We start from the raw sequence: 21,822 nt of genomic DNA, 5'->3' as shown, positions 1-21,822 counted from the left end.
TCACATCATGCAACGCCGTGTCGCTGCCATCGATAGTCCTTCCAGTTCGAGCGGTCGGACCAGCCGTGCGCGGATATGCTGTGCGCGTTCGCCCGGCCGGCAGGCACTGTCGGCTCGGGCTGGTCGAAGACCTTCGACGTGTGTGGATTGCTGTATCTGTGAGGTGAACAACTGTATGGAAACTGCCCGCAGAGCAGCTCGTGGTAGTCGACGACGCAGGTCCGGCAGCCCATTCTTCGGCCAATTGCTCACCGCCGCGGTCGAATCCTCCGCCACCGCCGTCGCCGTCAGTTTCAACCCCACCGGAGATCCGGCCGACCTGGTCGAGCTCACCTACCGCGAACTCGACGAGCGGTCCTCGCAGGTCGCCCGCGAACTGATCGCGCTGGGCGTGGGTCCCGGCGACGTGGTGGCCATGGCCATCGCGCGCTCGGTGGAATCGGTGCTCGCGGTGTGGGCCATCGTGAAGACCGGCGCGGCCTACCTGCCGGTGGACCCGACCTACCCGGCCGACCGGATCGAGCACATGCTCACCGACTCCGGCGCGAAATTCGGCGTCACCGTGGCCGCCCACCGCCGCGGTCTCGGAACCGCCGCCTACTGGGTCGAACTCGACGATCCCGCCCGCGCCGAACGCATCACCGCCCGGCCCTCGCACCCCATCTCCTACGCCGACCGCACCCGGGCGCTGACCGAACAGCACCTGGCCTACGTCATCTACACCTCCGGATCCACCGGCAAGCCCAAGGGCGTGGCCATCGACCACGCGGGCCTGGCCGTGCTGGCCGCCCGCCGGGAACACCGTGGCATCACCGAGGATTCGCGGCTCACCCACCTCATCACCCCCAGCTTCGACTTCTCCATCGTCGAACTGCTGTGGGCGTTCAGCGCGGGCGCGACCCTGGTGGTGGTGCCGCCGCACGTGTTCGGCGGCCCGGAACTGACCGAACTGCTACGCCGCGAACGCATCACCCACCTCTGCATCACCCCGGCCGTGCTGGAATCGCTGGATCCGGCGGTGCCGCAGGACCTGCAGGCCGTCATGTGCGGTGGCGAGCGGGTGCCGTCCGCGCTGGTCGACCGGTGGGTCACCCCCGACCGCGAGTTCTTCATCGAATACGGCCCGAGCGAGGTCACCGCCATCGCCACCGCCACCGACGCGCTACAGCCCGGCGGCGGCACCCACATCGGCTCGCTGCTCGCCGGCATCGGCGCGTATGTGCTGGACGCGGGGCTGCGGCCGGTGCCGCCCGGTGTGATCGGCGAACTGTATCTGGCGGGTCAGGCGCTCGCCATGGGCTACCTGAACCGGCCCGGACTGACCTCGGAACGCTTCGTCGCGAGCCCCTACGGCGAACCCGGGCAGCGGCTCTACCGCACCGGCGACCTGGTCCGCCGCCGCGAGGACGGGACCTTCGAACACCACGGCCGCACCGACTTCCAGGTCAAGATCCGCGGTCTGCGCATCGAACTCGGGGAGATCGACAGCGCGGTGACCGCGCATCCGGACGTCGACTTCGCCGTCACCCTCGGCACCACCCTGCCGACCGGCGCCGCCGCCCTCGTCACCTACGTGCTCCCCACCGCCGGCGCGACCGTGGACGTCGCCGCCCTGACGGCCTTCGCGGGAGAGTCGCTGCCCGCCTACATGGTTCCCGCGGCCATCGTCGCCCTCGACGAGATCCCGCTGACCCCGGTAGGCAAGGTCGACCGCGCCCGCCTGCCCGCACCGGTCTTCGCCGCCCGCGCCTTCAGGGCCCCGGCCACGCCCGCGGAACAGGCCGTCGCCGAGATCTTCTCGGGCCTGCTCACCCCGCCCGGCGCGGACCCGGTGCGGGTCGGCGCCGACGACGACTTCTTCGAACTCGGCGGCAATTCGCTGCTGGCCGCGCAGGCCGTGGCCCGCATCGGGAACGCGCTCGACACGCGGGTGCCGGTGCGGGTGCTCTTCGACGCCTCCACCGTGTCCGCGCTGGCCCGGCTGGTCGAGGACGAACTCACCACCGGGAACGTCGCGCCCGCACTGGTCGCCGGGCCGCGCCCGGACCGGGTCCCGCTGTCCTACGCGCAGCAGCGCATGTGGTTCCTCAATCGGTTCGATCCCGCCAGCGCGGTCGACAATGTCCCGCTCGCGGTCCGGCTGTCCGGCGCACTGGACCTGGACGCCATGCGCGCCGCGGCCCGGGACCTGGTGGAACGGCACGAAGTGCTGCGCACCATCTACCCGGAGGTCGACGGCGAGGGCTACCAGCAGGTGCTGCCCCTCACCGATTCCCGTGCGATCCCGGCACTTCCGATCGACGACATCGACCTCGCCGAGCTGACCCCACGGGTCATGGAACTCGGCGGCACCGGCTTCGACGTCACCGCCGAACCGCCCCTGCGACTATGCGTCCTGCGGCTGGGACCGGACGAGCACGTCCTGGTCTGCGTGGTCCACCACATCGCCGCCGACGGGTTCTCCATGGGACCGCTGGTGCGGGACCTGGTGACCGCCTACGTCTCCCGCGGCTCCGGCGACGCGCCGCGGTGGCAGCCGCTGCCGGTCCAGTACGCCGACTACACGCTCTGGCAGCGGGCCGCGCTCGGCAGCGAGGACGACGCGACCTCGGCCATCGCACGGCAGATCGCGTTCTGGCGCGACACCCTCGCCGAACTGCCCGACGAGCTGGTGCTGCCCGCGGACCGCCCGCGCCCGCCGGTCGCGTCCTACCGCGGCGGCACCTTCCGCTTCGAACTGGCCGACGACGTGTACGCGGGCGTGCGGCGACTGGCCCGCGCCCACAACGGCACCACCTTCATGGTCGTGCACGCGGCGCTCGCGGTGCTGCTGGCCCGGCTCTCCGGCACCCGCGACATCGCCGTGGGCACCCCGGTCGCGGGCCGCGGCGACGCCGAACTCGACGACCTCATCGGCATGTTCGTCAACACCCTGGTGCTGCGCACCGACGTCGATCCGGCGCTCGGGTTCACCGAACTCCTGGGCCGGGTCCGCGAATCCGACCTGCGCGCCTTCGGCAATGCCGACGTGCCCTTCGAACGACTGGTGGACCTGCTCGAACCGGCCCGCTCGCAGGCCCGCAACCCGCTGTTCCAGGTCATGCTGTCGTTCCAGAACCTGGCGCCCGCCGACCTGCGCCTGCCCGGCCTCACCGTCTCCGGCGCGGACCTCGAGGTGCCGTTCGCCAAATTCGACCTGCAACTGACCGTGCAGGAACGGGTCGACGAGCACGGCGACGGCACCGGCATGGCGGCCGAATTCTCCTACGCGCTCGACCTTTTCGACGAGGACACCGTCGCCTCCTTCGCACGCCGGTTCGCCCGCGTGCTCGAACTGGTCGGCGGCGACCCCGCCGGTCCGGTCGGCGATCTCGCCCTGCTGTCGGAGCAGGAACAGCGCCGGGTCCTCACCGACTGGAACGCCACCGATTGCGACGTGGTCGCGGCCGTGGGCCTGCCGCGTGGCAGCGCGCCGACCCTGGTCTCGATGTTCGAGGCGCAGGTCGCGAGTACCCCCGATGCCGTGGCGCTCGTGTTCGAGCACGAACGCCTCACCTACCGCGAACTCGCCCGGCGCGCCCGCCGTCTCGCCCGCGAACTGGTGGACGAGTACGGCGTCGGCCCGGAAACCCTGGTCGCCCTGGCCATCCGGCGCTCCACCGAACTCGTGGTGGCCATGTACGCCATCGTCGAGGCGGGCGCGGCCTACGTGCCGCTGGACCCCGAACAGCCGCACGACCGCATCGCCCACATTCTCGACACCGCCCGCCCGCGCCTGGTGCTCACCACCCGCGCCGACGGATTCGACGGCGGGGACGGCATTTCCACCGTGCTGGTGGAGGACGCCGAGGACCGGGCGCGGCACCGCTCGGCCGAACCGATCGGCGAGCTCGACCGGGTGCGACCCCTGCGGCCCGCGCATCCCGCCTACGTCATCTTCACCTCCGGTTCGACCGGGCGGCCCAAGGGCGTGGCGGTGAGCCACGCGGCGATCGTCAACCGCCTGGTCTGGATGCAGGCGGAATACCGGCTGACCTACACCGACGTGGTGCTGCAGAAGACCCCGGCGACCTTCGACGTGTCGGTGTGGGAGTTCTTCTGGCCGTTGCAGACCGGCGCGCGCCTGGTCGTCGCCCGGCCCGACGGGCACCGGGACCCGATGTACCTGGCCGAGGTGATCGCCGAACAAGGCGTCACCACGGCGCATTTCGTGCCGTCCATGCTCGCCATGTTCCTGTCCACCCTGGGCGAGGGCAGCTTCGCGGGGACCGCGCTGCGGCAGGTGTTCGCCTCCGGCGAGGCGCTGCCCGCGCCCACCGCGCAGCGGCTGCGGGAACTCACCGGCGCGCGGCTGCACAACCTGTACGGCCCGACCGAGGCCGCGGTCGACGTCACCTATCACGAGGTGACCGACGCCGACACGGTCTCGGTGCCGATCGGGCGGCCGGTCTTCAATACCCGCCTCTACGTGCTGGATTCGCGCTTGCGACCGGTGGCGCCCGGCGTCGCGGGCGAGCTGTACCTGGCCGGTGACCAGCTGGCCATCGGCTACGTGGCCCGCCCGGACCTGACCGCCGACCGCTTCGTGGCCGACCCCTTCGGCCACGGCGAGCGCATGTACCGCACCGGCGACCTGGTGAAGTGGACCGCCGAGGGCGAGGTCGAATACCTGGGCCGCACCGACTTCCAGGTGAAACTGCGCGGTCTGCGCATCGAACTGGGCGAGATCGAGGCCGCGCTGCTGGCGCAGCCGGGTGTCGCGCAGTCGGTCGTGGTGGTGCGGTCCGACGCCGTCACCGGCGACCAGCTGATCGGCTACGTGGTTCGCGAACCCGGCGTCGACGTCGATCCGACCGAGGTGAAAACTGCTGTTGCGCAGCAGCTTCCGGCCTACATGGTGCCGTCGGCGGTCGCCGTGATGGAAGCCTTCCCGCTCAACGCCTCCGGCAAACTGGACCGCCGCGCGCTGCCCGCCCCGCTCATCCAGCCCCGCCGATTCCGCGCGCCCTCGACCCCGATCGAGGAGATCGTGGCGGGCGTCTTCGCGGACCTGCTCGGTGTGGACGGGGTCGGCGCGGACGACGACTTCTTCGAACTCGGCGGCAACTCGCTCATCGCCACCCGGGCGGTCTCCCGCGTCAACGAGGCCCTCGAGGGCACCGTCACCGTGCGCGAACTCTTCGAGACCCCAACGGTTTCCGGCCTGGCCGCCCGGATCGTTCCGGGCGCGGCGGCGGGCACCCGGCCCGCGCTGGTGGCGGGGGAGCGGCCCGCCCGCGTTCCGCTGTCGCTGGCGCAGCAGCGCATGTGGGTGCTCAACCAGCTCGACCCGGAGTCGGCGGCCTACAACATCCCCATGGTCATCCGGCTCACCGGCGCGCTCGACGTCACGGCGCTGACCCTCGCCGCGGAGGACGTGCTGACCCGGCACGAGATCCTGCGCACCCGCTACCCGGAATCCGAACCCGGTGGCGCGCCGTACCAGGAGGTGCTCTCGCTCACCGAGGCGCTACCCGGTGGCCTCGAACTGCGGCGCACCGGTGATATCGGCGCGTGCGTGCACCAGCTGGTCGGCACCGGATTCGATGTGGCGCAGCAGGTTCCGGTGCGGCTGCGGCTGCTCGCCGGTGACGCGCCCGACGACTACCTGCTGATCCTGGTCGCCCACCACATCGCGGCCGACGGCGCGTCCTTCGCCCCGCTGGCCCGCGACCTGATGACCGCGTACCTGTCCCGCGCCGAGGGCGAGACCCCCGGCTGGGCCCCGCTGCCCGTGCAGTACGCCGACTTCGCGCTCTGGCAGCGCGCCATGATCGGCGTCGACACCGACGAGAACTCCGTCGCGGCAGCGCAATTGGCGTACTGGCGCGAACAGCTCGCGGACCTGCCGGCGCGGCCGCCGCTGGCGCTGGACCGGCCCCGCCCGGCCGCGCCGTCCATGCGCGGCGCGCTGGTCGACTACGTGGTGCCGGCCGAGATCCACGCCGAACTGAACCGGATCGCGCGCCGCCACAACGCGTCGCTGTTCATGGTCATGCACGCGGCCCTCGCCGTGCTGCTGGCCCGGCAGTCGGGCAGCTCGGACATCGTGGTCGGCACCGCGGTCGCGGGCCGCGGCGAACGGGTGCTCGACGGCCTGGTCGGCATGTTCGTCAACACCCTCACCCTGCGCACCGCCGTGGACCCCGCAGCCTCCTTCGACGACCTGGTCGCCGCGGCTCGCGAAACCGACCTGTCGGCCTTCGCGCACGCGGACCTGCCCTACGAGCGGGTGGTGGAGGCGGTCGCGCCCGGCGCGGGACCGCTACTACAAGTGGTGCTGGCCCTGCAGAACAACGAGGTCGCCGAACTCGAACTACCGGGGCTGACCGTCTCCGGCGTGGACGCCGACCTGACCGCCGCCAAGTTCGATCTCCAGATCGGTGTCGAGGCGCACCCGCCCGCCGCCGACGGGACCCCCGGCGATCTCGCCGTCGTGTTCTCCTACGCCACCGACCTTTTCGACGAATCGACCATCGAGGTGCTGGGCGCACGACTGCTGCGGGTGCTGGCCGCGGTGGCCGCCGACTCGCACATGCCGGTCGGCGATATCGATTTGCTGGACTCGGCCGAGCGTTCCCGCGTACAAGCCGCGCCCACCCCCGTGCCGGTGGTTACCACCACCGCCCACGGCGCCGCGCTGCCGCAGTCGCTGTCGGTCACGGTCGAGGACGATCCGGACGGCCCGGCCCTGGTCCACGGCGACGAATCCGTCACCTACCAGGACCTCGACGCCCGCTCCTCCCGGCTGGCCCGCGTCCTCATCGGGCGCGGCTGTGGCCCGGGCACGGGCGTGGGCCTGCGCCTGGACCGCGGCGTCGACCTGGCCGTGGCCACCTGGGCGGTGCTCAAGGCCGGTGCCGCCGCGGTACCGCTGGCCTCCCTCGACCGGCTGCCCCCGGCCGGACTGGATATGAAGGTCGGTCTCACCACCGGGACGCCCATGGCGGTCGCCGGCCTCGACTGGCTGGCCCTCGACGATCCGGGCGTGGCCGCCGAGATCGCCGCCGAATCCGCGCGGCCGGTCACCTACGCGCACCGCACCCGCGCCCTGCGCGGCGACGACACCGCCTTCGCCGCCCCCGGGCGGGCCTCCCTGGGCTACGACGCGGTGGCCGCCCTGGTGGACCGGATTCGCGGCGAATCGGAGCTGACCTTCGAATCCCGCACCTTCCGGACGGGCGCGGTGGACCATCCCTTCGCGCTGCTGGAGGTGATCGCCGCCGGCGGCGTCGGGGCGTCGATGGTGCTGGCCGAGCCGGGCGCCGACCTGACCGGGACGCTCGCCGACGAATGGGTCACCCACCTGTTCGCCGAACGCGACGGTGTCGGCCGGGTGGACCCCGCCGAGTTGGAGGATCTGCGGGCCCTGGTGGTGGACGCGCTCCCGGTCCCCGCGCAGTGGTCCGGTCACACCGTGATCGCCCTTCCCGGGGCGGGTGGGGTGTGATGACCACGGGTTGACCTCCCGGAGTGGCTCTCCCGCCCGCCGGGCTGAATACTCTGGGGAAGCCCCGCGTGAACCCGCCGTCTCCGAGGGCGGCGAACCACCCTGCCACCGGCAGGGCGGAGTAACGCGGCCTACGTGGATCCGATGAAGTTTGTCGGTGCACGCGGCGGTAGAGCAACACGGACAGGATGAGGACAAGCTGCATGATTCGGGTGGTCGGGGACCGGAAGAACGAGCTCGTGGCGGTGCAGGCATGACCCGCACGGCTCGCGTACGCCCGACCCGGACCCGCCGCGGACCGCATGTCCCGACCCTGCCGCAACTCATGGCCACCGCCGTGGAGGCCAACCCGGGCGGCGCCGCCGTCGTCCTGGCCGACGCCGACGCCGCTCTGGCCCGCCTCGGCTACGGCGAACTCGACGAACGCTCCAACCGGCTGGCCCGGCTGCTCATCGCGCGCGGCCTCGGCCCGGAGGATCTGGTCGCGGTCGGCATCCGTCGCTCGGTGGAGTCCGTGGTCGCGGTCTGGGCGGTCGCCAAGACCGGCGCCGGTTTCGTGCCCGTCGACCCCAGCTACCCGGCCGACCGCGTGCTGCACATGGTCACCGACTCCGGCGCGGTCCTCGGCCTGACCGTCGCCGACACCCGCTCCGCGCTGCCCGCCGCCGTGCCGTGGCTCGACATCGACACCGACGAGTTCCTGGCCGCCGCGAACACCTACTCCGCCGAACCCGTCACCAATGCCGACCGGGTGCGCCCCCTGCGCGCCGAGCACGCCGCCTACGCCATCTACACCTCGGGTTCCACCGGTCTGCCCAAGGGCGTCGTGGTCACCCACACCGGCCTGGCCGCGCTCACCGCCGAGATGCGGGAACGCTTCGGCATCGGCCCGGAGTCGCGGGTGCTGCACGTGGCCACCCCGTCGTTCGACGCCTCCATCATGGAACTGCTGATGGCCGTGGGCGCGGCCGCGACCCTGGTGGTCACCGTGCCCGACGTGTACGGCGGCCCGGAGCTGGGCGTGCTGATCGCCCGCGAGGGCGTCACACACGGCCTGATCACGCCGTCGGTGCTGGCCTCCCTGGATCCCGAGCAGCTGACGGGCATGGAGTCCATCGTCGGTGGCGGCGAGGCGGTGTCGCCGGAGCTGGTGCGTCGATGGTCGACGAGCCCGTCGGGCAACCGCCGGTTCTTCAATGCCTACGGGCCCACCGAGGCCACTATCGCCACCAATATCTCCGATCCGCTGGCGGCCGACCGCACGGTCACCATCGGTGCGGCGGTCCGCGGCGCGGCGGCGCACGTGCTGGACGAGCGGCTGCGGCCGGTCCCGGCGGGAGCGCCCGGTGAGCTGTACATCGCGGGCGCGTTGCTGGCCCGCGGCTATCACGCCCGCCCCGAACTGACCTCGTCGCGCTTCGTGGCGAATCCATTCGAGGCCAACGGCTCCCGGCTCTACCGCACCGGCGACCTGGTGCGCGCCAATGCCGCCGGGGAACTGGAGTACCTGGGCCGCAACGACTTCCAGGTCAAGATCCGCGGCCTGCGCATCGAACTCGGCGAGATCGACGCCGTGCTGGCGGGCGACGAGTCGGTCGACTTCGCGGTGACCATCGGCCACGAGGTGAACGGGCGCGCCACCGCGCTGGTCTCGTACGTGCATGCCGCCCCGGGCTATTCGATCGACACCCTGCAACTGTCCGAGCTGGCGGAACGGGCGCTGCCCGCGCACATGGTGCCCGCCGCCATCATGGAACTCGACGAGATCCCGCTGACCCCCGCCGGCAAGCTGGACCGCCGCGCGCTGCCGGAACCGCAGCTCGAGATCGGCGAGTACCGCGCGCCGGAGACCCCCGCGCAGCAGGCGGTGGCCGAGGTCATCGCCGAGGTGCTGCACCTGGACCGGGTCGGCCTCGACGACGACTTCTTCAGCCTCGGTGTGGATTCCATCACCGCCATCCAGATCGTGTCCCGGGCGCGCGCCCGCGGCCTGGGCTTCAAGCCGCGCGAGATGTTCGCCGCCCGCACCGTGGCCGCGCTGGCCGAGGTCGCGGTGCCGGTCGAGAACGCCACCGCCACCGAGGAACTCGCGACCGGCCCGCTGGTCGAGCTGGACGCGGCCGACGAGGCGCGGCTGCGCGAGCGGTACCCGAACCTGTCCGAGGTGTGGCCGCTGACGCCGCTGCAGTCCGGCATGCTGTTCCACGCCCGCCTGGCCGAATCCTCGGTCGACGCCTACATGGTGCAGTTCGCTCTCGACGTGGCCGGTGAGATCGACGTGGAGCGCGTGCACGCCGCCGCCCGCGCCATGCTGGAACGGCACGTCAACCTGCGGGCCGTCTTCGCCGAGGACAGCGCGGGCAATCCGCTGCAGGTCATCCTCGACGACGTCGAACTGCCCTGGCAGTACCTGGATCTCAGCGACCGCGAACCCGCCGAGGCGCTGGCCGAGACCGACCGGCTCATGGCCTTCGACGTGGCCCGCCACTTCGACATGGGCGCGGGCCCGCTGCTGCGCATCACGCTGTTCCGGACCGCCGCGGACCAAGCGCAGGGAGGTGGAGCGTACCGGGTCTGCGTCACCAGCCACCACATCCTCATCGACGGCTGGTCCATGCCGCTGCTGGTGCAGGACATGCTGCTGCTCTACGCGGCCGACGGCGACGCCTCCCGGATCCCCGCGGTGCGCCCGTACCGCGACTACCTGGCCTGGCTGGCCGCCCGCGACCACGGCGCGGCGCGCGAGGCCTGGCGCGAGACCCTGGCCGGATTCGACGATCCGACCCCGCTGGCCGCGGTCGACCCCTCCCGTGAGATCACCTCGGGCATCGGCGAAATCACCTTCACGCTGTCCGAGACCGACACCGCCACCCTGACCAAGGTGGCCCACAATGCCGGCGTCACGCTCAACACCGTCGTGCAGGCCGCGTGGGGTCTGCTCATCGGCCGCAGCACCGACCGCGACGACGTGGTCTTCGGCGCCACCGTCTCCGGCCGTCCGCCGCAGCTGGCGGGCATCGAGACCATGATCGGCCTGTTCCTCAACGCCATCCCGGTGCGGGTGCGGCTGAACGCGGGCGACACCCTCACGCAGGTGCTGCGGTCGCTGCAGGACGAGCAGGCCGCCCTGCTCGACCACCACTACGTCGGCCTGGGCGAGATCCAGGAGATCGCCGGCGTCGACGGGCTTTTCGACTCCATCGTGGTGTTCGCCTCGTTCCCGGTGGACGAGGAGTCGCTCGACGACGCCGCCGCGCCCATCGACGGCGCGGGCATCCTCGGCGCGTCCGCGACCAACGGCACCCACTACCCGCTCACCGTCATGGTGCAGCCGCGCGGCAAGGGTCTCGGCTTCGGCGTGAAGTACCTGCGCGACCTCTTCGACGAGGACGCCGCGCAGGCCATCGCCGACCGGCTCGCGGCGCTGCTCGGCCGCATCGCCGCCGATCCGCGGGCCCGCGTGGCCGAGATCGACGCGCTGCTCGACGGCGAACGCCGCGCGCTGGCGGAGGTCAACGCCACCGATGTGCCCGAGCTGCGGGACGATTCGACGCTGCTCACCCTGTTCGACGCCCAGGTGGCCCGGACCCCCGACGCCCCCGCCGTCGTCTTCGACCGCACCAGCCTCACCTACGCCGAGCTCGACGCCCGCTCCCGCCGCCTGGCGCAGGAGCTCACCCTGCGCGGCGTCGGCGCGGAATCCCGGGTGGCCGTGGCCATGCGGCGCAGCATCGACCTGGTCGTGGCCGTCTACGCGGTGCTGCGGTCCGGCGGCGCGTACGTGCCGGTCGACCCCGACCATCCGGCCGAGCGCAACGAGTACGTGCTGGCCGGATCCGCGCCGGTGTGCGTGCTCACCCGCGCCGCCGACGACTTCGAAACCACTTCCGGCGTCCCGCTGTTCTTCGTGGACGCGCTCGCGGGCGCGGACCAGTTCGTCGAGGTGGCCCCCGCGCCGGTGCGCCCGGACAATGCCGCCTACGTCATCTACACCTCCGGCTCCACCGGCCGCCCCAAGGGCGTGGTGATCACCCACCGGCAGATGGCCAACCAGTTCCGCTGGTCGCAGCGCACCTACCCGCACCGTCCCGGCGACGTGGTGCTGCACAAGACGCCGATCACCTTCGACATCTCCACCTGGGAGCTGTTCTGGCCCCTGCAGACCGGCGCGACCGTGGTGGTCGCCGAGCCGGACGGGCACCGCGACCCGGCCTACATCGCGCGGGTGATCGACGAATACGCGGTCACCTCCGTGCATTTCGTGCCGTCCATGCTCGACGCCTACCTCGACGGCGCGGCCCGGCGGCACCCCTCGCTGCGCTGGGTGTTCGCCGCCGGTGAGGCGCTGTCCGCCGAGAGCGCCGCGAAATTCGCGGCGGCGCTGCCGGATACGCGACTGGTGAACTGGTACGGCCCCGCCGAGGCCACCGTGGTCACCGCCCACCCGGCCGAGCACACCCACGGTGTCGCGGTGCCGATCGGCGGCCCCGTCGCCAACACCCGGGTCCTGGTGCTGGACCGGCAGCTGCGCCCCGTGCCGTTCGGCGCGGCCGGCGAACTGTATGTCGCCGGTGTGCAATTGGCGCGCGGCTACCTCGGCGCGCCCGCGCTGACCGCCGAACGCTTCGTCGCCCACGAGAACGGGCAGCGGCTCTACCGCACCGGTGACGTGGTCCGCTGGGTGCCGTCCGGCGCCGGCCACGCCCTGGAATACCTGGGCCGCAGCGACTTCCAGATCAAGCTGCGCGGCCAGCGCATCGAACTCGGCGAGATCGAGACCGTGCTGCTCGGCCACCCCGCCGTGCACCGCGCCGCCGTCTCCCTGGTGCGCGGCGAGACCGGCGACCGCCTGGTCGCCTACGTCGTCCTCGAGGACGATACGCAGGTCACCGACGCCGACCTGCTCGCCCACACCCGCGAATCCGTGCCCTCCTACATGGTGCCCTCGGCCGTGGTGCGCCTGGAGGCCATGCCGCTCAACGCCTCCGGCAAGCTCGACCGCAAGGCGCTGCCGGTGCCGCAGTTCCAGGCCCGCGAATACCGCGAGCCCGCCACGGCCGCCGAGCAGACGGTGGCCGAGATCTTCGCGACCGTGCTGCGCGCCGACCGCGTCGGCGCCGACGACGACTTCTTCGAACTCGGCGGCAACTCGCTCAACGCCACCCAGGTGGTGGCCCGCTTGGGCGCGGCCATCGGCGCCCGCGTCCCGGTCCGCGCCCTGTTCGAGCACCCGACCGTCGCCGAACTCGCGAATTCCCTGGACGCGCTGGCCGATTCGGCCGTCGCCGGGGCCGCCCCGCTGCGGCCCATGCCGCGCCCGGAGCTGATCCCGCTGTCCTACGCCCAGCAGCGCATGTGGTTCCTCAACCGGCTCGATCCGGAGGCGGCCACCTACAACCTGCCCACCGCGCTGCGCGTCGCCGGCCCGCTCGACGTGCCCGCGCTGCGCGACGCCGTGGCCGACCTGGTGGCCCGGCACGAGGTGCTGCGCACCTACTACCCCGAGCACGACGGCGTCGGCCACCAGCTGATCCTGGCCGTCGACGCGCCCGACGCCATGCCGTCGCTGCCGGTCGTGCAGGTCACCGAAGCCGAAGTGGCCCAGGTGGTCTCGGAGGCCGCGTTCTCGCCGTTCGACGTGACCGTCGCGCCGCCGCTGCGGCTGCGCCTGCTGCGCCTCAGCGACGACGACCACGTGCTGGTGTGCGTGGTCCACCACATCGCCGGTGACGGCTTCTCCGGCGGCCCGCTCACCCGCGACCTGATGACCGCCTACTTCGGCCGCATGCGGGGCCAGGATCCGGAGTGGTCGCCGCTGCCGGTGCAGTACGCGGACTTCGCGCTGTGGCAGCGCGAGAGCCTCGGCGACGAGCACGACCCCGCCTCGCCGCTGGCCCGCCAGTTCGACTTCTGGCGCGACACCCTGGCCGGACTGCCCGACCAGCTGGAACTGCCCACCGACCGGCCGCGCCCGGTGGTGGCCTCCGGTCGCGGCGCGGTGCACGTCTTCGACATCGATCCGCACGTGCACGCCGCCCTGAACCGGGTTGCGCAGCAGCACAACACGACCCTGTTCATGGTGCTGCACGCCGCCTTCGCGGTGCTGCTGGCACGCGTGTCGGGCACCCGCGACATCGCCATCGGCGCGCCCATCGCGGGCCGCGGCGAGGCCGCCCTGGACGAGCTCATCGGCATGTTCGTCAACACCCTGGTGCTGCGCACCGAGGTCGACCCCAACGCCGGTTTCGCGGAACTGCTGACCGCGGTCCGCCGCACCGACCTGGCTGCCTTCGAGCACGCCGACGCGCCGTTCGAACGCATCGTGGAACTGCTGGATCCGCCGCGCTCGCAGGCCCGGCACCCGCTGTTCCAGGTGTCGATGACGCTGCAGAACATGACCCCGGCGGTGTTCGAGCTGCCCGGCGTCACCGTCTCCGACGTCGACCTGACCGTGCCGGTCGCCAAGTTCGACCTGGACCTCACCCTGGTCGAGCGCACCTCCACCGACGGTGTGGCGCAGGGCATCTCGGCCGCCTTCACCTACGCCACCGACCTGTTCGACGCCGACACCATGGACCGCCTGGCCGAGCGCCTGCGCCGCACCCTGGTCGCCGCCGCCACCCACCCCGAACGCGCCGTCGGCGACTTCGACCTGCTGGCCGTGGACGAACGCCAGCGCGTGATGACGGACTGGAACGCCACCACCGTCGACCTCACGGCCGGGCAGCACGCCTGGAGCTCCACGCTGCTCTCGCAGTTCGAGACCCAGACCCTGCGCACCCCCGACGCGATCGCGATCGACAGTGGCGGCGAGCGGGTCACCTACGGCGAGTTCGCGGCCCGCGTGCACCGCTTGGCGCGACGCCTGATCGCCGAGGGCGTCGGCCCGGAAACGCTGGTGGCCCTGCACATCCGGCGGTCGCTGGACTTCGTCACCGCCGCCTACGCGGTGCTGGCGGCGGGCGGCGCGTACGTGCCGCTGGATCCGGACCAGCCCGCCGAGCGGGTCGCCCACGTGCTCGACACCGCCGACCCGGTGTGCGTGCTCACCACCTCGCGCGACAGCTTCGACGCCGGCGAGCGCCGCGTGCTCGAGGTCGACACCGCGATCCTGGCGGGTTACGCCGAATACCCGGTGACCGACGGGGAACGCCGGGCGCCACTGCGTCCCGAGCACACCGCGTACGTCATCTTCACCTCCGGATCCACCGGCCGCCCCAAGGGCGTCGCGGTGCCGCACGCGGCCGCCGTGAACCAGATCCGCTGGATCACCGGCGAATACGGGATCGGCCGCGACGACGTGGTGCTGTTCAAGACCCCGGCCACCTTCGACGTCTCGGTGTGGGAACTGTTCGCCCCCTTGGCCACCGGTGGCCGCATGATCGTCGCCACCCCCGACGGCCACCGCGACCCGCAGTACCTGGCCGACGTGATCGCCGCGCACAACGTCACCATCACCTCGTTCGTGCCGTCCATGCTGCGGATGTTCGCCGCCACCGCCGATCCGGAGCGGATCGGCTCGCTGCGCGCGCTGCTGGTGGCCGGTGAGGCCTTCACCTCCGACGCCGTGGACGCCTTCCGGGCGATCAGCCCGGCCGCCCTGCACAACCTGTACGGGCCCACCGAATTCACCGTGCACGCCACCGCCGCGCCCGTCCCCGCCGACGTGGCCGGGGCCGTGCCGATCGGCGGCCCGGTCTGGAACGCCCGCGCCTACGTACTCGACGCGCGCCTGCACCCGGTCGCCCCCGGCCTGGTGGGCGAGCTGTACCTGGCCGGCGCGCAGCTGGCGCGCGGCTACGTCGGCCGCCCCGACCTGAGCGCGGAACGCTTCGTGGCCAGCCCCTTCGGCCGCGGCGAACGCATGTACCGCACCGGCGACCTGGTGAAGTGGAACGCCGACGGCGACCTGGTCTACCTGGGCCGCAGCGACTTCCAGGTGAAGCTGCGCGGCCTGCGCATCGAACTCGGCGAGATCGAGGCCGCCCTCACCGCGCACCCGGCCGTGGACCAGGCCGTGGTGGTGCTGCACTCCTCCGAGCACACCGGCGACATGCTGGCCGCCTACGTGGTGCCCACCGCCGGCGGCGCCATCGATCAGGACGCGCTGCGTACCCACCTGGCCGCCCGGCTGCCGTCCTACATGGTGCCCGCCGCCACGGTGGTGCTGGACGCCATGCCGGTCAACGCCAACGGCAAACTGGACCGGAAGGCCCTGCCCGCACCGGAATTCGAGGCGCGCGAGTTCCGCGCCCCCGTCTCCACGGTCGAACTGGCCGTCGCGGCCGTCTTCGCCGAGACCCTCGGCCTGGACCGGCCCGTCGGCCTCGACGACGACTTCTTCGCCCTCGGCGGCAACTCGCTGGTCGCCACCCAGGTGGTGGCTCGCATCAACACCGCGCTCGAATCCGGGCTCGGCGTGCGCGACCTGTTCGAGGCCACCACCGTCGACGAACTGGCGCGACGCGTGCTGACCGGCAGCGGCGGCCGCCGCCGTCCGCCGCTGGTCGCGGGCCCGCGCCCGGAGCTGGTGCCGCTCTCGCTGGCTCAGCAGCGGATGTGGTTCCTCAACCAGTTCGACACCGCCGCAACCGCTTACAACCTGCCGATGGCCCTGCGCCTGGACGGCGAGCTGAACGTCGAGGCGCTGCGTCAGGCCGTCGCGGACCTGGTGGCCCGCCACGAGACCCTGCGCACCGTGTACCCGCAGAGCGGGGGAGCGGCCCACCAGGTGGTGCTGCCCGCCGAGCAGGCGGTGCCGGAACTCACCGCCGAGCCCGCCGCGGCCGCCGACCTGCCCGAGCTGATCGGCACACTGCTGGCCACCGGCTTCGACGTCACCCGCGAGATCCCGCTGCGCGTCCGCCTTTTCGAGGTGGAACCCGCCGTGCACGTGATCGTGCTGGTCGCCCACCACATCAGCGCCGACGGCTGGTCCATGGGCCCGCTGGCCCGCGACCTGATGACCGCCTACATCGCGCGCTCGGCCGGTGCCGCGCCCGCGTGGACCCCGCTCACCGTCCAGTACGCCGACTACAGCCTGTGGCAGCGCGCCGTCCTGGGCTCGGAAACCGATGAGCAGAGCCTGATCTCGGAGCAGGCCGCCTACTGGCGCACCGCGCTGGCCGGGCTGCCGGACGAGCTCAACCTGCCCGCCGACCACCCGCGCCCGCCGGTGTCCAGCTTCCGCGGCGGCCTGGTGCCCTTCCACATCGACGCCGAACTCCAGCAGGGTCTGGCGCGCATCGCCCGCGAGCAGAACGCCACCCTGTTCATGGTCGTGCACTCCGCGCTGGCCCTGTTCCTGGCGCGACTGTCCGGGACCGACGACATCGCCATCGGCACGCCCGTCGCGGGCCGCGGCGAGGCCGCCCTCGACGACGTCATCGGCATGTTCGTCAACACCCTGGTGCTGCGTTCGCACGTGGACGGCGGACTCCGCTTCCACGAACTGCTCGCCGCCACCAAGGAAGCCGACCTGCAGGCCTTCGCGCACGCGGACCTGCCGTTCGAGCGGCTCGTCGAGGTGCTCAACCCCGAGCGGTCCACCGCCCGCAACCCGCTGTTCCAGGTCATGCTGGCCTTCCAGAACACCCCCGACAGCGACTTCGAGCTGCCCGGACTGCGGATCAGCGCCCTGGACTCCGGCATCCAGACCTCCCAGTTCGACCTGTCGCTGACCGTCCGCGAGGGCGACGCGGACAGCGGCCTGCACGCCGTGTTCACCTACGCGCGCGACCTTTTCGAACAGCGCACCGTGGAAGTCTTCGCGGAGCGCTTCGTCCGGCTGCTCGAGGCCATCGTGGACCGGCCCGTCACCGCCATCGGCGACCTGCCGCTGCTCGACGCCGACGAGTACGAACTGCTCACCCACGTGCACGGCGACGAGGTGATGGCCACCGCGCTGCTGCCCGAGCTGCTCACCCGCGGCGTCGCCCTCGGTCGCGACCGTGTCGCCATCCGCTACCGCGGGCACTCCATCAGCTACGGCGAACTCGACGACTACTCCTCGCAGCTGGCCCGGGTCCTCATCCGGCACGGCGTCGGCCCGGAAAAGCTGGTCGCCGTGGCCTTCCCGCGCTCGTTCGAGATGGTCGCCGCGGTGCTCGCCATCGCCAAGGCCGGTGGCGCGCACGTGCCCGTCGACCCCGCCTATCCGGCGGACCGGGTGCGGCACATGGTCTCCGACTCCGGCGCCGTCATCGGCATCACCAGCAAGGCCTTCCAGCCCACGCTGCCCGGTGAGGTCGAATGGCTGTGCCTCGACGACGCCGCCACCGACCGCCGGGCCGCGGCCGAGTCCCCGGCGCCGGTGACCGACGCCGACCGGATCGCGCCCATCCGCATGGCCAACCCGGCCTACGTCATCTACACCTCGGGTTCCACCGGAATGCCCAAGGGCGTCACCGTGACCCACGCGGGCCTGGGCGGCCTGAGCGACTACGCGACCGGTCTCTACGACCTCGATCCCGAGCACCGGATGCTGCACATCTGCTCACCCAGCTTCGATCCCTCGGTGCTGGAGTGGATCTGCGCCTTCTCCACCGGCGCGGCCCTGGTGATCGTGCCCCGGGACATCCTCGGCGGACCCGAGCTCGCGGAACTCATGCGCCGCGAGAACGTCACCCACGCGATCATCACCCCCGCGGTGCTCGGCACCGTCGACCCGGCCGGGCAGTCGCAGATGGAAGTGGTGTCGGTCGGCGGCGACGTCACCCCGCCGGAACTGGTGGCCAAGTGGAAGACCGGAAATCGCGTCTACCACAACGCGTACGGGCCCACCGAGACCACCATCATCTCCACCTACGCGCAGCTGGAACCGGGCCGCCACATCACCATCGGCTCCCCGGTGCACGGCATGTCGGCGCTGGTGCTGGACTCCCGCCTGAACCCGGTGCCGCCGGGCGTCGCGGGCGAGCTGTACCTGTCCGGCGGCGCGCTCGCGCGCGGCTACCGCAACCGGGCCGCGCTCTCGGCGGAACGGTTCGTCGCGAACCCGTGGGGTGAACCCGGCTCGCGCATGTACCGCACCGGCGACGTGGTCCGCTGGTTCGCCGAACCCGAACTCCGGGACGGCAATCTGGCCGGGACCCAGGTCAGCTGGGAGCTCGACTACGTCGGGCGCTCCGACTTCCAGGTCAAGGTGCGCGGCTTCCGCATCGAACTCGGCGAGATCGACGCCGTGCTGGCCACCCACCCGGCGGTCGAGTACGCCGTCACCGTGGGCCGCAAGAACCACGCGGGCGTCACCGTCCTGGTGTCGTACGTGCTGGCCACGCCCGGCCACTCGCCCGACCCGGACCTGCTCACCGAGCACGCCGCGCGGACCCTGCCGCCGCACATGGTGCCCGCCGCCATCCTGGTCCTCGACGAACTGCCGCTCACCCCGGTCGGCAAGCTGGACCGCAAGGCCCTGCCGGAACCCGAACTGCGCCAAGGCGAATACCGCGCCCCGAGCAACCCGCTCGAGGAGACGGTGGCCGCCGCCTTCGCCGAGGCCATCGGCCTCGACCGGGTCGGCGTCGACGACGACTTCTTCGCCATCGGCGGCAACTCGCTGCTGGCCACCGGCATCGTCGCCAAACTGCGCGAGCTCACCGGCGCCGAGGTCCTGGTGTCCTGGTTCTTCACCGAGCCCACGGTGGCCGGGCTCAGCGCCCGCATCGCCGCGGCCCTCGAGGGCGAGCACGACTTCGACGCCGCGGCCGACTCGGCCCTCGGGGTGCTGCTGCCCATCCGGGCCACCGGCACCCGCGCGCCGCTGTTCTGCGCGCCGCCCATGGTCGGCATGGCCTGGCCCTACGCCGGACTGTCCCGGTTCCTGCCCGAGGACCAGCCGATCTACGGTCTGCAGTCCCCGGCCCTCACCGCGGACGACTATCGGCCCGAATCGCTGACCGAGGTCGCGCGGACCTACATCGAGGCCATGCGTGAGGTCCAGCCCGAGGGCCCGTACCGGCTGCTCGGCTACTCCCTCGGCGGCGTGCTCGCGCACGCCATCGCCACCGAACTGCGGGCCGCCGGCGACCGGGTCGACCTGCTGGCCGTGCTCGACGCCTACCCGGGCGCCGAATTCGACAGCTTCCGTGAGGATCTGCGCGCGCAGTTCGCGGAATTCGGCGTCGGCGAGGACGCGCTGCCCGCGGGCGACCTGCAGGACCTCAGCGACGAGGCGCTGCACGCCCTGCACGCCGCCATCCCCGCCGAACTGGCCGTGCTCACCGTGGACCGGCTGCGGCGCATGTACCGCGGCGCGGTCCGCACCGTGGAACTCGGTGCGCGCTACCGGCATTCGGTGCTCGACACCCGGATGGACCTGTTCTCCGCCGAATTCGGCCGCGAGGACGGCGAACCGCACAGCGTCGAGGACTGGCGGCCCTACGTCACCGGCCGCATCGCCGAACACGTTGTCCCGGTGCGGCATCAGCTCATGTGCACCCCGGAGGCGTTCGCGGTCATCGGCCCGCGCCTGGCCGAGCTCATCGAGCGTGCCGACCGTGGCGAAACGCCGGAAACCGGCGGACCCGCGGACAACTCGGCGACGGTGGACAAAGCTGAACCGGTGGAGAGCGCCGAACCGGCGAACAACGCCGACTCGATGAACAACGTCGACGACTGGGCCATCACCCAGGTGCTGCCGATCATCCGGCCCGAAGACCTCGCGCCGCCGGTCAAACTGCACGATCCCGCCGAACCCGCGCGCTCGGTGGGCTCCGAACCCGACCGCGCCTACGAGCCCGACGCGGCCTTCGAACCCGATGTCGCCTTCGAACCGGACGTCGCGTTCCGGCCGGAGCCGGAGACCGCCGCGCCTCGGTACGACGTGCCGGCGGCCTCGGAATCCGGGCCCGCCGCGTCCCGCGATGCGGCGGATCAGCGCGCGACCGAACCGGATTCGGCCGTCGACACCCCCGCCGCGCCGAGCACCGACCGCCCCGCGGTCCCGGTGTCCGCCACGTCCGGCCCCGCGCTCAGCGCGGTCGGCGAGGTGTCGCCGCTGCCCGCCGGAGCCATCGGCCTGCTCGAGGTGGAGCCGTCCGGCATCTGGGTCCGGGCCATCACCCTCGACATCGCCGCCGGCATCTCCGGCACCCGCGTGCGCCGTTCGGTCGCCGGACTCCTGGACCGGCACCCCGGGCTGTGGGCCCGCCTGCGCCGCGACGGCGACACCGTGGCGTTGGACATTCCGGCCGTGCAGCCGCGCGGCGCCGCCGTCGTGTGGCAGATCGACCCGAACGTCGAGGCCGTCGGTGACCCCATCGAGGCCGTGATCCACGCCGCCGCAGCCGAACTCGACCCGGAGCGCGGCTACAACATGCGCTTCGTCCTGCTCGAGAACGCCGCCGGAGGCGGCGATGCCGGGGACCGTCCCGCCGCCGTGCTGGTGGTGGTCGCCAATGGCCTGGTGGTGGACGACGCCTCGTGGCGCACCGTCATCGAGGACCTCACCGCCTCCTGGTCCGGCGGCCACGCCACCCCGCACAGCGCCGACGCGCACCCGCGCGGCGTCGCCCGGGCCCTGGCCGACCGCGCCGTGGACGACGCCACCGTCGACGAATTGGACTGGTGGCGTAAGGCGCTCGCGGGCGTGACCGAGGGCATCTCCCCGGACCTGGTGCTCGGCGAGGCCGACTCCGGCAGCCGCGGGCGGGTCTCGGTGGCCATCACCGGGGAGGGCGCCGCGGCCGTCGACTCCGTCGCCCGCCGCTACCACGCCAGCATCGACGAGGTGCTGCTCACCGCGCTGGCCGCGACCCTGCTCGACCCGGACTCCGAAACACTGCGCGACACACTGGGTTCGGTGGTGCGCCTGATCGCCGACGGCCGCGTCCCCGGCGACCGGGACGGGCTGCGCACGGTCGGCGCGTTCAGCACCAGCTACCCGTTCCCGCTCCGGCTCGAGGGCCTGGACCTGGCCGAGGTGCGCTCCGGTGGGCCCAGCGCGGGCTCGATCATCGAGCAGATCCGGGACTTCGCGCGCGAGGTGCCCTCGCACGGTGTCGGATTCGGGCTGCTGCGGTACCTGAACCCGGACACGGTCGCCGAGATCGCGGTGCTTCCGTTGGGCCGCATCGGCTTCCGATACCGGGACCTGCGGCCCGCCGAGGTCTACCCGGAGCCGGTGGCCGCCGACCTGTACCTGGACGTCACCGTCGACACCAGTCAGGACGGGCTCGTCGCCCGCTTCGACTTCGTCGGCGCGGTCTTGACCCTGGACCAGGTCAAGCAGCTGGTCGAGGGCTGGGTGCAGGCGCTGGCCGGGCTCGCCGAACACGGCCGTTAGCGGGCGACCGCACAGCCGCTGAGCTGGACGTGAACGGAGATCGATGGGC

Annotated in this window: 1 protein-coding gene and 1 pseudogene; both read left to right on the top strand. The window is 72.3% G+C overall.

What is annotated here, in order from left to right; genetic code table 11:
- The first annotated feature begins 175 nt into the window (after positions 1 to 175).
- Positions 176 to 7,489, top strand: a complete 7,314-nt coding sequence (locus ACWEOI_RS01545; RefSeq protein WP_452358671.1) for an amino acid adenylation domain-containing protein — start codon at positions 176 to 178, stop codon at positions 7,487 to 7,489.
- A 310-nt stretch (positions 7,490 to 7,799) separates the two neighbouring features.
- Positions 7,800 to 21,773: pseudogene (locus ACWEOI_RS01540) on the top strand (amino acid adenylation domain-containing protein); the annotation flags it as partial.
- Between the last annotated feature and the right edge of the window lie 49 nt (positions 21,774 to 21,822).

This window comes from Nocardia sp. NPDC004340, assembly GCF_053602575.1.
Note: the sequence above shows the minus strand (reverse complement) of the source record. Positions and strands in the feature narration are given on the sequence as shown.